This window comes from Duncaniella freteri (assembly GCF_004766125.1).
Lineage (GTDB): Bacteria > Bacteroidota > Bacteroidia > Bacteroidales > Muribaculaceae > Duncaniella > Duncaniella freteri.
The window spans coordinates 535098-550714 of the sequence record NZ_SJSA01000002.1; the positions used below are offsets into that span (position 1 = coordinate 535098).

Annotated in this window: 17 protein-coding genes and 1 pseudogene; 1 reads left to right on the top strand and 17 read right to left on the bottom strand. The window is 43.4% G+C overall.

The genetic code is table 11. The features are described 5' to 3' along the window. The first annotated feature begins 143 nt into the window (after positions 1–143). Entirely contained in the window at positions 144–938 is a 795-nt protein-coding gene (locus EZ315_RS12420; RefSeq protein WP_242452598.1) for an IS5 family transposase, read from the top strand. Here EZ315_RS12420 and EZ315_RS12425 read toward each other — a convergent pair. The 17 genes and pseudogenes from EZ315_RS12425 to EZ315_RS12505 form a co-directional block, all read right to left on the bottom strand. Next, positions 922–1551: an Imm5 family immunity protein gene (locus tag EZ315_RS12425; protein WP_135472354.1), complete on the bottom strand. Its 630-nt coding sequence runs from the start codon at positions 1549–1551 to the stop codon at positions 922–924. The genes EZ315_RS12420 and EZ315_RS12425 overlap by 17 nt on opposite strands. A 75-nt stretch (positions 1552–1626) precedes the next feature. Further along, complete coding sequence (locus EZ315_RS12430; protein ID WP_123613416.1) at positions 1627–1977, bottom strand: immunity 51 family protein; 351 nt, start codon at positions 1975–1977, stop codon at positions 1627–1629. Next, positions 1967–2314: a hypothetical protein gene (locus EZ315_RS12435; protein WP_068960251.1), complete on the bottom strand. Its 348-nt coding sequence runs from the start codon at positions 2312–2314 to the stop codon at positions 1967–1969. The genes EZ315_RS12430 and EZ315_RS12435 overlap by 11 nt, the downstream gene beginning before the upstream one ends. Positions 2315–2374: 60 nt before the next feature. Beyond that, a complete protein-coding gene (locus tag EZ315_RS12440; RefSeq protein ID WP_135472355.1) occupies positions 2375–2674 on the bottom strand; it encodes a hypothetical protein in 300 nt (99 codons plus the stop codon). Positions 2675–2752: 78 nt separating this feature from the next. Then, positions 2753–3145 (bottom strand): DUF4377 domain-containing protein, encoded by a 393-nt coding sequence (locus EZ315_RS12445; RefSeq protein ID WP_135472356.1) that lies wholly within the window; start codon positions 3143–3145, stop codon positions 2753–2755. An 83-nt stretch (positions 3146–3228) separates the two neighbouring features. After that, on the bottom strand, positions 3229–3993 hold the full coding sequence (locus EZ315_RS12450) for a hypothetical protein (RefSeq protein WP_135472357.1): 765 nt from the start codon (positions 3991–3993) through the stop codon (positions 3229–3231). Positions 3994–4034: 41 nt separating this feature from the next. After that, complete coding sequence (locus tag EZ315_RS12455; protein WP_135472358.1) at positions 4035–4415, bottom strand: hypothetical protein; 381 nt, start codon at positions 4413–4415, stop codon at positions 4035–4037. A gap of 92 nt (positions 4416–4507) precedes the next feature. After that, positions 4508–5233, bottom strand: a complete 726-nt coding sequence (locus EZ315_RS12460) for a hypothetical protein (protein WP_135472359.1) — start codon at positions 5231–5233, stop codon at positions 4508–4510. Between the two features lie 70 nt (positions 5234–5303). Beyond that, complete coding sequence (locus tag EZ315_RS12465) at positions 5304–5795, bottom strand: YfbM family protein (protein ID WP_035458071.1); 492 nt, start codon at positions 5793–5795, stop codon at positions 5304–5306. Between the two features lie 67 nt (positions 5796–5862). After that, on the bottom strand, positions 5863–6489 hold the full coding sequence (locus EZ315_RS12470) for a hypothetical protein (RefSeq protein ID WP_135472360.1): 627 nt from the start codon (positions 6487–6489) through the stop codon (positions 5863–5865). A 58-nt stretch (positions 6490–6547) separates the two neighbouring features. Then, a complete protein-coding gene (locus EZ315_RS12475; RefSeq protein WP_135472361.1) occupies positions 6548–7204 on the bottom strand; it encodes a hypothetical protein in 657 nt (218 codons plus the stop codon). 89 nt (positions 7205–7293) lie between these two features. Beyond that, positions 7294–8625: a BatD family protein gene (locus EZ315_RS12480; protein WP_242452599.1), complete on the bottom strand. Its 1332-nt coding sequence runs from the start codon at positions 8623–8625 to the stop codon at positions 7294–7296. Between the two features lie 71 nt (positions 8626–8696). Then, positions 8697–9795, bottom strand: a pseudogene (locus EZ315_RS12485) (tyrosine-type recombinase/integrase). Between the two features lie 117 nt (positions 9796–9912). Then, entirely contained in the window at positions 9913–10305 is a 393-nt protein-coding gene (locus EZ315_RS12490; RefSeq protein ID WP_135472363.1) for a hypothetical protein, read from the bottom strand. Between the two features lie 267 nt (positions 10306–10572). Next, positions 10573–13287 (bottom strand): pyruvate, phosphate dikinase, encoded by a 2715-nt coding sequence (gene ppdK / locus EZ315_RS12495; RefSeq protein ID WP_135472364.1) that lies wholly within the window; start codon positions 13285–13287, stop codon positions 10573–10575. Positions 13288–13428: 141 nt separating this feature from the next. Next, on the bottom strand, positions 13429–14280 hold the full coding sequence (locus EZ315_RS12500; RefSeq protein WP_135472365.1) for an ATPase: 852 nt from the start codon (positions 14278–14280) through the stop codon (positions 13429–13431). Then, positions 14277–15569, bottom strand: a complete 1293-nt coding sequence (locus EZ315_RS12505; RefSeq protein ID WP_242452600.1) for an exo-beta-N-acetylmuramidase NamZ family protein — start codon at positions 15567–15569, stop codon at positions 14277–14279. Before EZ315_RS12505 ends, EZ315_RS12500 begins: the two co-directional genes overlap by 4 nt. Positions 15570–15617 lie beyond the last annotated feature (48 nt).

The window sequence follows — 15617 nt, forward strand, 5'->3', positions numbered from 1 at the left end:
GAATGTATTTGACAGATAATGTGAGGTCATCTTGACTTATTTTAAACATACAAAATACAGTAAGGAGTGTTAAGTGTAATGAGAAAAAACACACCTAAACACTCCTTGAATTGATAGAACTCATAGATAAAGACACCATAAGAATGGAAATCCTGCCGTATCTGACAACCGCCAAACGAGGCTACACATGCAAGGGAGACCTTTGCGAGGTCATCCAGTGCATATTGTACAAGCTCAAGACAGGCTGCCAATGGCACATGATTCCCACTATGGCGATATTCACCGAAGTAGTCCTCCATTATAAAACAATCTTTGGGAAGTTTCGGCAGTGGTGCAAGGACGGTTCGTGGCAAAAAAGTTGGGAATCGCTGCTTGGACGCAATCGCGACATGATAGACCTCTCCAGTGCCGACCTTGACGGCAGCCATACCGTGGCACGACGCGGAGGAGAGGAAGTAGGTGGAGCAGCGCATAAAGTGGCTCAGACCACCAATGTCATATTTATTACTGACCGCCAGGGCATTCCGGTGGCTATGTCTGAGCCAAAATCCGGCAAGCACCATGATGTTCATGAGATTGGAACGTCGCTTGACCAGATTTTTGGCATGATGGATAACGCAGGAATTTCCATTGACGGCCTTTTCCTCAATGCCGATGCCGGATTTGACTGTCACGATTTCAGAAGAAAATGTGACAGTGCCGGAGTCATTGCTAATGTAGATTTCAACAATCATACCAAAAACGATGAGAAATATCTTTTGGACAGAAAACTCCTGTCTCTCAGATATAGCATTGAGAGGACAAATGCCTGGATGGACTCTTTCCGATCCGTGCTCAATCGTTTCGACAAAACGGTTTCCAGCTGGAAAGGGTGGAATCTCCTGGCATTCCATGTGATATTTCTTAAACACATTAACAGACTCAAAAAGTCAAGATGACTTCTGTTGCTTTGTTTGCGAAAGCAAGATATGGCAGTCTGTCATTCGCACAAGCAGTTTCGATGCAATCGGTAAGATACCAGCTCCAAAACTCTTTATTGCGTTCGTCATCAATAAAACCTAAATCAACAATACCGTCATTATATACTAAACTTGCAAGGAATGCCGGATCCCATTCGTCCGGGTTTTCCACTTCTTCATCGGAATCGTAATCACTAATAACCATGTCTTCATCTGAACTGGCATCATAGGCTGCATGAACAGCTACCTTGGCAGCAAACGAGGCTGTTATATCATCTTCCATGTAATAATCAGCAAACATGTCTAAATGGTCGGCATCTTTCAACAAATCCTTTTTACTCGTTTGTCCAAGCAGATATTTCTCCGTTTTTGTAATCAGTCCGATTATATCAGTATCATCCCTGAAAAGGTCATTCCATATCGGATATACTTTCAATGCGCATAAAATACTTATTCTTCCAATGATACAGGGTTCATTGATAGCTTGTAGAATCTTACGTCTTGTTGATAAGGACAGATGCCCTGCACTTGAATGGTTGACTTCATCCAAGCCCTTTCTTATCAATGACTTTATGGCTTCGCTGTATTTCATGCGCACTAATTGTTTCTAATGGGATGCAGCTTGCCGCCGTTATAGGCGGCACAGGTGCTTGTTAGCATCGTTCTTTTAATCCAATTCAGCATGGGAGAATAAGTCCATTATTAATTTTTTATTTTCACATGCTTCTTTAAACTGTAAGATGAACTTTCTTAAAGCCTCTTTATCACTTGAATAAGCACAGAACATACTTCCTTCCGAATCGAAGTCAATGCTTTCGGATAGCTCTGGTGCTTGTTCGTCAATAAAGACACGAGCCAGTGACTCCCAGTCGTAGCCATTACCTTCAAATCCTTCATCTTCTCTTGATTGAAAGATTTCCGTTTTATACTCGCCAACAGTCAGACATACCGAAATTGTTGATTCATGTTCAACCCAAAAGAAAGGTTCAATAGCCGCTGCAAAATTATTAATGTCCATATTGTTCTAATTCTTTAAAAAGTTCATCACCATTTGCTTTAATTCCATTTCTAAACTTGGCAGGAATTCTACTGCTACAACGTTCAAACCAATCGTTAAAAACATTTTTCCATTCTTGAACTTTCTCTTTTTTAATTAACAGATTAGCATCAATGGGGTATTTCTTTGCCAGTATTACCAGCATATCAATAATTGCCAATATTGGCTGAGAAGGCTCTTTGGTTGTTTTCATCCAATCAATAAATTCATCCATCATTGAAATGGAGAATTTTATATAATCAACTCCAACAGCTTCTGCAAGTTCATTTCCTTCTGGTGCTGTACTAAATATCTTCATATTATATTTTTCTTATTCTTCGATGCTAATGGTTGGCGAATAACTGACCGTTAGGGCAGTTCATTCGCTTGTTAGTAGCGTTTTAAGAGTTATAGCTTGTTCAGTTGTATTCTCTCGTTCTAATTCAGAACAATAGAAGCGTGGATGATTAATTCCTTGTTTATAACAATCATTGGCTAAATCATCCAGTTTTTGAATCGCACTATCAAACCATCCATACTCTTCTTCACTGATAAGATAATATCGTTCATACCAAAACCAATGGCAGATAGTGACTGTCATTATGTATTGTTTAACTAATGGATTGAATCCGACTGAATAGAACCCATCATTTCTTATCTTTTCTTTTATTAATTTCATTGTCTCATTTTTCGCTACTAATGGTTAGCAGGGAACGGCTTGCCGTTACCCTGCTTCGTTAACATCATATTGTACGCATTATTCAGCTTCGTTTGGGTTACCGACCAGTCTTTTCTCTACGACCCGAACAAGCTGATATTTGTATATGCTACCGTCTGCTGGTGGATTTGCCAAAGTTGTCTTATTGACACGCAAATCGTATTCATAGCCTTTCTCATATTCGAAGCCCTGAATACCGCAGAATGCCAAAGGACGATATTCATCCTCTCCCTGCTCCTTGACGAGCATACATTCTATCGGAAATTCTCCTTCCGAATCAAATAAATCATACATAATTCCAGTTTCAGAAGAAACATACATCGTTACTTCTTTTGTGATGTCCTTTGGCTCATCTTCATTCATGCAAGCTGTCAGTCCCAATATGGTAACAAAGGCTATCAGCAGCGTTCTTAAATAAATTTTCGTTCTCATACTTATTAGTGTTATTGATGTTAATGGGTTGGTGAGGAACAGCGTTTAGCTGTTATCTCGACCTTGTTAGTTGTTTACTATATTTACTTAATGATTTCAATGTCTTGAATAGGTATATAACCTATAGGAGCATTAAAAATGGAATTTATTCGGCACCAGCCATTTGTTAATTTGCTTATAACAACAGGCATTCCAAATTTGACTGCTATGCCATCTTCGCCTTTGATAGTTTTTTCTCCATTAGGTAAAGAATAAATGTAAGAACTGCATAGTATGGCACTATCTCCAACTTGTGGCGTAAAATTCGTCCTTTTAGCATTTGGAAGGCTCTGTAATATTATATTATATTGAGCTTCTATACATTTTGTGGATAAGAATAGGTATGTTTCAAAACAATTCTTACATTCGTTTTCATCAGGAAAATGCTCTATGTGAAAACCCGAAGCGTCAGCATACAACTTTCCGTGAGTTTCATCACCTTTATTATATGCTCCATATATCAATCGCCCATTAGAATTATAATATGCGATACTATGCAATGCACCCCCGTCAGCCCATCGCTTAAATACTTTTCTTATTTTGTTATCTCTATCGAAATACATAGTGAACAATACATTCGCATTCTTTATTTGACCATCATCTAAGATTTTGTACGAATGAACTTGATTAAATTCCATATATTCATTATTTATCACCTCTCCCAAACTATCCAAAGGCACAAGGTATGCAATCCACAAAGGCATTTCGTTTATTGCATCAATCTCTGTTTGAATAGTTGCCTTACAGCTTTGTGCGAAAGTATAAGGTGAAAGCAAGCATAAAATATAAAGTATTATTATCGTTCTCATATTACAACTAATGGGATAGCGGGGAACGCCGTTAGGCGTTATCACGCTTTGTTAGTCACGTTATTATTCTTGCTTATAAATTCATAACAGTCATCCAAAGCATATCGGGCTAAAGCACTTTCTATCCATTTCTCATAACTATCAAGAAGCTTTTCGCATTCGGGATGTGTAAGCCAATACGTTTCACCATATAGAGCAAGCATTGCCCAATGATAAATGTTTTCGTGAGAAAAGAAAACAACATCATCAGTTGTGCTTATTGGCTGTTGTAAAGGATGAAAGTCTTTAACCAGTTGCAGTGCATTCTCTATGGTAGTATTTCCATATATAGATATGCACTCTTTCAATAGTTCGCAAAACACTTTGAAATGAAAGATGATTTTAACATCTTCATCCTCTGTTACTATAATGTCTTTGTTCATGCTGTTATCATTTATAAGTTATCGCAAGTTGTGACTAATGGGATAGCAGGGAACGGCTTGTCCGTTATCCTGCGTTGTTAGCTGTATTTTAGTCAAAAGTCATGTAACACAAACAGACTTTTAACAAGATAATTTTCTACTGTCCATACGGCATAATATCCGCCTGCACCGTCACTGTTCTGCGTGCTGATGAACAGTGAGTTTCCTTTACCCAATGCCACGACAACATTGTTTCGGCTCGGTTCGTATAGATGTGTTATGTATGCTGTTGGAAATTCCAATATTCCGGCAGGGTGCTTGACGGTGACAGATGCGTATTCTTCATGCGGAATATTATCATCTATGCCTGTCAAGTCAGAACAACCGTCAATACTCCGAACAAAGCCTGCTTCCAAATCATAAACAATGGCATGTTTTTGTGGATTAAACTTTTGGAAGATTATCTTTATGGTTAATGTGTCGTTGGCATATACAAGGCATTTATCTGTGCTTTGCGGCTGTTTCTTCAACTGTGGCAAATCTGCCAAATAACGGATGCGGCTTTTATGGATTTCTCCTGTATGGGTATTTCCATTCGGGCAAGTCTTGGTTATGCCCGTTTCTGCTCCATATTCTACGCTATGCCATTCTTTATGGCTCTTTTGTGCATCCCAATCGACAAACACATGATTATCCAATAATTTGCCTATTACTGTTCCACTTGTATCACGTACATTTACATATCCGTCCGCATCCTGAATGACACCGAAGAAAGGCTGTTGTGCTTGTATAGGCAAGCAAAACAGAATTGCCGATATGTAGAAAATAATCTTTTTCATGCTTCTATTACAGCTAATGGGATGCAGCTTGCCGCCGTTTAGGCGGAATAGGTGCTCGTTAACAACATCGTTAGTAAATACTTACTAAAACTCCAGTTTGGGAGTTTAATGCGTTTTCGTAAAAGGCTTTCAAATTCAGAAACTCTTTTTTCAATTCCGCTTTTAGTTGTTTTTCATCTTTTTTCACCCAGATATTTGGATATATTTTAGCTTTTCTAAACTTGGATAAATCCATACTTTCTATAAGAACCTCTATATCTGCCTTGTTTAGTGCATCAACAATGTCCTTAATATGATTAGGGTATGTATATGCTATAAAATCTTCACAGTCGAAAATTTTAGTGCCTACAATGGCTTCACTTAAAGGATCATTTTCAATTGTTTCTTGTGCGGACACTCCAGTTAGTAAGAAATGAAGCCCATCCCATAACTTATCAATATCATAGGCAATAGTTGTTGACTCATCTCCATATTCTTCAACAGCTTCAAATAAATCTTCATCATTTGAAAGCCTTTCTATTGTTGCTTCATCAGCCAACATGTAAACTCCTAACATTCCCATAATTCTTTTGTTGTTAATGGTTTGCAGCTTGCCGCCGTAGGCGGAACAGGTGCTTGTTATTCGCATATTATTCAGGTCGCCAATATGGATGTAATGCCGTTTCAATATTAAACTTTGGAATATTAAATTCATTTATCCATTCAAGGCGAGTCCAAACGCCAGAGTTTTCACCAACCATAAGCATCTTTTCATTACAAAAAACAGCTTCCATTTCATAAGGACGATGACCAATTTCAAAGTTCATTACAATGAATCTAACTGGTGCTTTATCTTGTAACGGCACAACAACCGAACTGCATTTTAAGGTGGATTTTGCCATTTTTCCTAATGGTCTTTCACTATGCTTAATGACTTCAACAGAGCGTTTGACATTTCTTGAAATTACTATTGGCTTATATATTGGACCATACTCCAGTTCTACATCATTGGGCAGAGCATCCATTTTATCTGCCAATTTTATAAGACCATTCATTATCATTTCTTTCATATCCATTGGATTTACATTGCAAAATTCCGTCCATGCAGTAAGCTGTTTGTCGGTAGGAAAACTCTCGCCATCCATATCAAACCACACATCGAAGTTCCCGCCCAAAGAATTGATATGGATAGGGGATTTGGCGGCATATAGCCCCAAATCATCAACTCGCCAAAGCGAGCAATCAAGATTTGATATGTAGTTTTCTTCTTTCTCCATTTGCTATTGCGAATAATGGGTTGGTGAGGAACAGCGTTTAGCTGTTATCTCGACCTTGTTATAAGCTAAATTTTTCTGTTACTATATTCCTTATCATTTTAGCATCTGTGCTATTCAGCCTATAAATGCTGCATAGTTTACTAAGAGCTTGCTGTATCTCTGCATCCGTTATCCCTAAGTTGAACATAATACCTAAAGGAAGAAACCAAGAGTTAGGAATTTGCTCATCCTCAATCGTTACTTTTGGGATATGGTTTTCTGCATCATTTTCACAACTCAATACACACCCTCTGTCTTCTTCTTGTAGATTTCCGATAGCATCTAATTCGGCACAATAGAAACGCTTTTCTTGGCTACTCTCATAATAGCCATAAGCGTAACGATATTCCCATAAATCTATCGAGAAGTAATAGACACCACATTTTGCCGAAAGCCTTTTACCCAATGTTTCGTAAATATATCGTAAACATTTTCCTTCAATGATATAATATCCGTTAATGACAGGCGAAATCAATATCTTATCAACCCTCGGTAAAAGGTCATTAAGATAATTGTCTGCATTTTCATAAGTAGTACAAAGTATAGAGTTGGTATCCCACTGCTCATTATCAGACAAAAGGGTTAGCCCCAATATGTCTGCAACATCTTTTCTAACGGATGCAGGTATTAGGAGCCAATCAGCACAGCTAAAATGTTCTTGTACTTGTTCGTTCATAATTTGGTGTACTATTGCTTATAATGTATTTATAAGATCACCTATAGGTGTTGTTTGTTTTGGTAAACGACACCCGACAGGTGTGTTTCCTAATCTCTAATAGCTGCACTCTGTGTCAGTGCGTCCCTTATTCTTCGAACATTCCGTTTGGCATAACCGAACGAGAATGGCGAAGTACGCTTGTTCAGGTCATTCACACTGTTGACCCATACCTGTCCTTTGTCGAACACGATGAAAATCTGCTCTCCCCATGTCAGATGCCAGATGGCGGGATTGGTATGCGCCACGATGCAGTCCTCACCGTAATGATCAACATCCCAGTCATAAGTTGCCGCCAGATTATATATCCTGTCGTAAATCGCCTGCTCGTCCAGCGTGGTCGGTATGCTTTGGAAATCCAGCTTGCGCCGCTGGTGGCGATATGACAGATAAGCAAGCGGCACAAACGCAATACCGAGCCAGAAAAAGACAGACATGAACAGACTGTCTGTATAGATCGCAACTCCCGTTGTGGCAAGAAACAGCACGGAAAAAAGCAATAGCGTGTGCGATACGCCATAATGGGTATACGCCCAGCTTACAGTCAGAGGCAGAGCCTTCTTTTCCAACACGAATTCGGCAAGAAGGGCATCCTTATCCTCTCGGTAGCGACGTCTGCAAGCAAGCCACCATGCCAACTCGAACAATGCGCCTGTAACCACGATGGCAATAAGGAAGTCCGCACCGGCTAATTTGCCTTTTTTCGGTTTGACGGAATATGGTTTGCCACCAAAGGTCAGCTCCTCGCAGGACACCTCATAACTGTCATCGTTAAAGAAATACTCGTAAACGTATTCTTCCTTGCCGTTGGAAATTGAAAAGGACTTGCGGGTAGGTCGGAATATTTTCCCGTTGATGGACAGCAGTGGCGGGTTCTGGTCGGGACAGGCATTGCAGGTCAGCGTGGCACAGTATTTTGCGTAACCGCCGGCCATACGTTCCACCTTCAAACTGCATTTCAGTTTGTTCATATCCACTACGGCAGGATGTACGGTTACACGGCATTCCGGGGTGGTATATGTCCGGTTGCCTGCCTTTACGGATGCGGAAGGGAGTTCGACCTCTCCGCTCTGTCTGAACTGCACAATATAACTGAATCCGCTTTCACGGCTCTTTCTTCCCACTCCGTTTATAATGGCGTAGCTACTGCCTTCATGTGACTTCGGACCTTCTATCACTTCAATGCTGCTGTTGAATACCGGAGGAGAAACCGAATCGAATTGTGCATTGACCAGCGCATACGTCAGTTCCACCACTTGTCCCGCACGGATCTCCCGCATCGTGTCAGCCTTTATGTGGAAATACACAGAGTCTGCTGTAGTCGAAGCGTACACCCGAACTACCGACAACAATGCGGATATCAATATACAGTAGATTTGCATACTACTGACTGGCGGTCTTGTTATGTTGCCTTTATTTTTCATTTCCGGTTCTGCAATTTAACAGTTGCACATTATGTGTTATCCAATGAATCAAGCGGATTCGGTATGCTCGACTTGTGGGCACTTGTAACATGAAGGTAGATGCTCGTAGTCTTGATGTCGTTGTGTCCCAAAAGCTCCTGTATGGTTCTCAGGTCCGTACCCTGCTCCAGTAAATGGGTGGCGAAAGAGTGCCGCAGCATGTGTACGTGTACCCGGTGCTTGATGCCGGCTCGATCGGCGGCTTCCTTCAACACTTTCACCAATGCACTTGCCGAATATTGCTCTCCGGGTGTTTCGCCCTCGAACAGCCATTTTTGCGGGCGATATTCCTTGAAATATTCCCGAAGTTCGCACAATACCTTCTCCGACAGCAGCGAGTAGCGGCATTTTTTGCCCTTGCCCATAATGCGAATCAGCATACGTTCGCTCATAATATCCTGCGGAGTGAGGTTAAGCAACTCGCTCCTTCTCAATCCTGCGGAATAAATCAACGAAATCATACAGCGATGCTTGCGGTTTGCAAGGCATGAAAGAATGCGCCGCACCTCGTTGCGGCTCAACACTTCGGGCAGGCTCTTGTACTCTTTGGCACGGGTGATGCCACCGTAGTATTGCCGTTTGCCGCCTTTCACCTGCTCGTAGTAGAACTTGATGGCGTTGATGCGCATATTCTGTTGCGACACCGAGATTTTCTTCTCGTTCACAAGATAGAGTATGTACTTGTTGATGTCCGGCACTTTCAGACGGTCGATGTTACGCCCCTTGTGATATTCCATGAAGTCGCTGAAATAAGCCTTGTAGGTCTTGACGGTCGAAGGGCTGTAACGCTTCTGTTCCAGCAGTTCAAGATAGCCTTTCGGCAGCACATATTCCCGTTTTGGCTTGGGATGGCGTACATATACACGGCTGTAGTCAATATAGGCGTGCGGAGAATAGCGGTCATAGAAGGCGGAAAACGGTGGCTGGAATGTAGCCGGAGCCGTCCACGACCGCAGCCACGTCGGTGTCCTGTGCCAGCAGCAGGGTTATGGCTTGGCTGTCCGTGTAGTCCACCCGGATGCACTCCTCACCGTTGTACCTGTCTTTATGCAGGACGATGCTGCCACGTTGTTTTAGTATCTTATCCATAATTTCCCGGCTATAGATTCCATGACCCCAAAATTAGCGAAATAATCCGAAAAACAAACCGATTGATTTGTTTTTAACACATAAAAAAGCGGCTGAAAACACAAAACCGCTCGAATTTTAACATTTCAGGCTTTTAAGACTTTGGACTGCCATTTTATAGTTCTTGGCATTGCGGTCGTGACCGCTGTTGATCATGCGGTCAATATGGAGTTTGGCATAGTCAGTGAAACTTGCGTCACTCTCCTGAGTCTGGAGAAATGAAATGACCTCCTTGACACTCCATAATGAGGTGTCCTGAAGATTTAGACGACGATTGTACTCGGATATGAGCTGGGTGCAATAGCGCAGGACTTCATTGTCACGAATTTCTTTAGTCTTGGAGACCGCTGAAGGTTCTACAATCTTGTCGGTTTTGATATACCCGGGTTTCCTGTTTTGGATTACCCAGATATAGACTGGATAGAATCCGTCTGAGCGTTGCTTCTGAACGCATGGTCTTAGGGTTGCCATAGTTCTCTTATTTAATGTTTGATTAATATTTAATGCCTTTGGGCTTTTTTTATTAATCAGAGACTTACGGCTGATTATTTACTCTAAACATTGCTCTAAACACGCTCTAAGCAGAGGGGGTGAAAAGTCTAAGCTATTTCTAAACATTTCCGTTTATTCTGCTCGATTTATGTGTACAAATGAACGAGAGGTTTAATAGTGAATTAGGTCGTAACCCCTGCAAAGCAAGGCGTTACGACCTAATTGTTAGATTTCAGTTACTAAGGATTAATCTTCTATGGCTGCCTGGGCCGCTGCTACGCGGGCGATGGGCACACGGAAAGGTGAGCAAGATACATAGTTCATGCCAAGCTTAGCGCAGAACTTAACAGATGAAGGTTCGCCGCCATGTTCACCACAGATACCGACTTTGAGATCGGGGTTGGTAGCACGACCTTTCTTGACACCCATCTCTACGAGCTGACCTACGCCTTCCTGATCAAGAACTTCGAATGGATCTGTCTTAATGATGCCGTTCTCTTTATAGAACTTAAGGAATTTGGGAGCGTCGTCACGAGAGAAGCCGAATGTCATCTGTGTGAGGTCGTTTGTTCCGAATGAGAAGAATTCGGCAACCTCAGCAATCTGATTTGCCACAAGAGCAGCACGAGGAACTTCAATCATTGTGCCGACTTTGTATGCTACAGTGTTGCCGGTTTCTTCGAATACCTTAGTAGCTGTGGAGTGGATGATGTTTGCCTGATTCTGGATCTCCTTGAGTGAGCCAACAAGGGGGATCATGATTTCGGGATGAACATCAATACCGCGAGCCTTCACTGCAAGAGCAGCCTCGATAATAGCGCGAGCCTGCATTTCAGTGATCTCAGGATAGGTGATGCCAAGACGGCAACCACGGTGTCCGAGCATCGGGTTGAACTCTTCGAGAGAGTCTACCTTTGCCTTTACCTCTTCAAGAGTGATGCCCATCTGCTCGGCAAGCTCCTTTTGGGTGGCTGTCTGGTGAGGCACGAACTCATGCAATGGGGGATCGAGGAGACGGATGGTAACTCCGAAGCCGTCCATAGCTTCAAATATGCCTTCAAAGTCACCACGCTGTATGGGGAGCAATTTAGCGAGAGCGGCACGACGACCTTCTACATCGCTTGCAAGGATCATTTCGCGAACAGCTTTGATACGGTCGCCCTCGAAGAACATGTGTTCTGTACGGCACAGACCGATACCCTGAGCACCGAAGTAACGAGCCTGCTTGGCATCGCGTGGAGTGTCGGCATTTGTGCGAACGAGAGTGTGGGTGTATTTGGAGGCAAAGTTCATTACCTGACCGAAGTCACCGCCAAGTTCAGGCATAACAGTGGGTACCTGACCGTCGTAAACCTCGCCGGTAGAACCGTTGAGAGAGATCCAGTCACCTTCATTATAGGTCTTTCCTGCCATTTCTACAGTCTTGGCCTTGTAGTCAACGCGGATTTCACCTGCGCCTGACACACAGCACTTGCCCATACCACGAGCAACCACAGCAGCGTGAGATGTCATACCGCCACGCATTGTGAGAATACCCTGAGCAACAGCCATGCCACGAAGGTCCTCGGGAGAGGTCTCGATGCGGACAAGGATGACTTTACGTTTCTTCTCGGCCCATGATTCAGCCTCCTCTGCGGAGAATACGATCTGACCTGAAGCTGCACCGGGTGAAGCGGGGAGACCCTTTGCTACAACATTGGCACGCTTGAGGGCAGCCTTGTCAAATACAGGGTGAAGAAGTTCGTCGAGCTTCTGAGGCTCCATGCGCATAAGGACAGTCTTGTCGTCAATCTCTCCTGCACGGAAAAGGTCCATGGCGATCTTCACCATAGCGGCACCTGTACGCTTGCCATTACGAGTCTGGAGCATCCAAAGTTTTCCATCCTGGATAGTGAACTCCATATCCTGCATGTCCTTATAATAGCTTTCAAGCTTGTTAGCAATAGCAATGAGCTCAGCGGCACATACAGGCATTGCCTCTTCAAGAGAAGGATATTTTTCCTTACGGACATCCTCTGAGATACCCTGAAGGGCAGCCCAACGGCGTGAGCCCTCAACAGTGATCTGCTGAGGAGTACGGATACCGGCTACGACATCCTCGCCCTGAGCGTTGATAAGGTATTCACCGTTGAACATGTTTTCGCCAGTTGCTGCATCACGGCTGAAAGCAACGCCAGTAGCGGAGTTATCACCCATGTTGCCATACACCATAGCCTGAACGTTAACGGCAGTTCCCCATTCCTCAGGGATCTGGTTCATACGACGATAAAGGATTGCACGCTCGTTCATCCAGCTGTCAAATACAGCACAGATGCCACCCCAAAGCTGCTCCCAGGCATTATCGGGGAAGTCTTTGCCTGTATATTCCTTTACAGCAGCCTTGAAGAGCTTAACGAGGTCTTTGAGATCCTCTACGTCAAGTTCTGTGTCAAGCTTAACGCCCTTTTCCTCTTTTTTCTTATCCATGATCTCCTCGAAAGGATCGATGTCGGTCTTGGTTTTGGGCTTCATGCCGAGAACCACGTCGCCATACATCTGAACGAAACGGCGGTAGCTGTCCCATGCGAAACGAGGATTGCCACTCTTTTCTGCGAGAGAAGCCACAGTCTCGTCATTCATGCCGAGGTTGAGGACGGTGTCCATCATACCGGGCATTGAAGCGCGCGCGCCTGAACGAACTGATACGAGAAGGGGATTGGCAGGATCATTGAACTTCTTGCCGGTAAGATTCTCAACATGAGCGATGGCTGCCTTTACTTCATCCTCAAGACGGCTGACAACCTCGTCACGTCCATACTGTGTGTATTCGGTACATACTTCGGTGGTGATGGTGAAACCGGGGGGAACAGGCATTCCCAAAAGGTTCATTTCAGCAAGGTTAGCACCCTTGCCACCAAGGAGATTGCGCATTGAGGCATTACCCTCGGCCTTGCCATCTCCAAACGTATAAACTCTTTTCATTGTGTTGATTGGATAATATATTAGGATATTAATTTATAAACTTTGAATCTTCGAGTGCTCTGTTGCATCCCAAAAACTATGCAAAGATAGTGTTTTTTTCGCCAGAATTCAAGCCCAATTAAATCTTTTGTTAAAATTAGTTCAGAGGGCGTGGCTGTGAAAATGTGCAAGAGCTGATATCGGAGACTGTATCACACGCCCCATGACACCTTTCTCTGCCTGCATTGCTTCTGACAACTGAGAGTGAAAATTTTCAGCAATAGAGCCTATAAAATTCACAGGGAGTACGCCGAATCCGGTGTAATTCAAGAGATTGTACCGTATATATCTTCGAAATTCATCGATAACAAATCTGTTGACATCCTGATAGCGGCAACATTTCAGAATGAATGGAGCGAAGGAAGCGAGAAACGCGTTGGGACGTGACTCTCTGTAAACTTGTGTAATTATCTCAGGGATACTGAAAGAACAATCATTCTTAAAGTCTTTTAACACATCATTACAGAATTGACCTTTTAGTAATCTCCCTAAAAACAATCTTCCAAGAACGGCACCGCTCCCTTCGTCACCGAGAATGTATCCGAGTGGGGAGACATTCTCTACTATATCCCTGCCGTCATACAGGCAGGAGTTAGAACCTGTGCCGAGAATGCCAACAATCCCTGCTGAATTACCGCATGCAGCCCGGGCAGCACCGAGCATATCGGAGGAGACTTCAATCCTTGAATTACGGAATAACAATGACAGGTCTGTCCTTATCCTTTCACATGCCTCATCGGTAGCACAGCCTGCGCCATAGTAATATACCTCACCCACATGCTCAGCATCACTGAGCAACGCATCACATTCTGAGATCAAGCCTTTTAGCTCCCCATTCTTTACGGTCATGGCATTGATGCCTCTTGAAAGAGGTATAAACTCGGCTAAGGTGTCGGAATCACTGACCTTTGCAACCGTAGTCTTGGTGCTCCCGCTGTCAAATATCAGGATCATTTATAGATATAATATTTTGATGATTTTTCTTTGAATTGTCGGGCATCCTGCTCCCAGAAATCGATCATATCGTCAACCTTGTAACGTTTAGTGAAAAGTTGACGGACCTTGGCAGATCCGCACACCTGATCAAACATTCTTACCCTTGAAGGGGCGGCTGTGGCAAAAGCCTTATGGGAAGGATACATGGAAGCCAGTTCCTGCATAACATAGAACTGGATTATACTCAAAGGGGCATTGGCTGCATCTTTTATATAAACCTGCACTCCGGCAACATTATCATTCTTGAACTGACCATAGAATGGCTTGTAGTATATCGGTCGAAATTCGATTCCGGGAATGCCAATGTCATTCAATCGTTCGGATAGTTTCTGTGCATCGATCCATGGGGCGGCCGCAAGGCTGAAAGGAAGAGTATATCCGACACCGATTGACACATAACTCAACTCGCCCATGATACCTGTAGCCGGATAAAGCAGAGCCGCATCTGTAGTCGGTATATGAGGAGAGGGGAGTACCCAGGGCATCCCGGTCTGAGAAAATGTCATGTTGCGTTGCCACCCATCCATCGGTATCACCGTCAGATCAACGGATACACCGGCACCTAAAAGACCTTCATTATTTAGATACTCTGCAAGCTCTCCCGGAGTGAGCCCATATATATAAGGTATCGGGTATTGTCCTACAAAAGATTCCCTTCCTTTCTCCACAAGATTCCCTTCGACTCGCACTCCTCCAAGAGGATTCGGACGATCAAGCACCATAAACTCTTTTCCTGCATTGGCGGCTGCCTCCATAGCCAATCCCATCGTGGATATGAATGTATAGCTGCGGCATCCTATATCCTGAATGTCATATACAAGAATATCGACATTTCTCAACATTTCTGGGGTAGGTTTCTTTGTTCGGCCGTGAAGAGAATACACCGGTACACCAGTCTTTTTGTCAACATCATTTGCAACAGAAGCTCCTGCCACATAGTCACCTCTCACACCATGTTCCGGAGCAAACAGCGCAGTAAGTCTTACACCTGGTGCCTCAGCAAGAATATCTATGGTAGAGCGCAGGTTATTGTCAACTCCGGTAGGATTTGTGATCAGTCCGACACGCTTGCCTTGCAACTGTTTGAATCCGTTTTCGGCAAGCACTTCAATTCCGGGTCGTACCACTATTGCATTGCCAGTCGCCAGCACTGTTTCCGCCACAGGTGATGTAGGTTCAGAGACAGCTTGGGAGCATGATCCTGCAACAGCTAAGAGCGCAACGCTGCCCATTAATAAAGACATCATGTTCATATGTATTTAAGCCGTTGGTATATCATAGAATAACACCGGCAT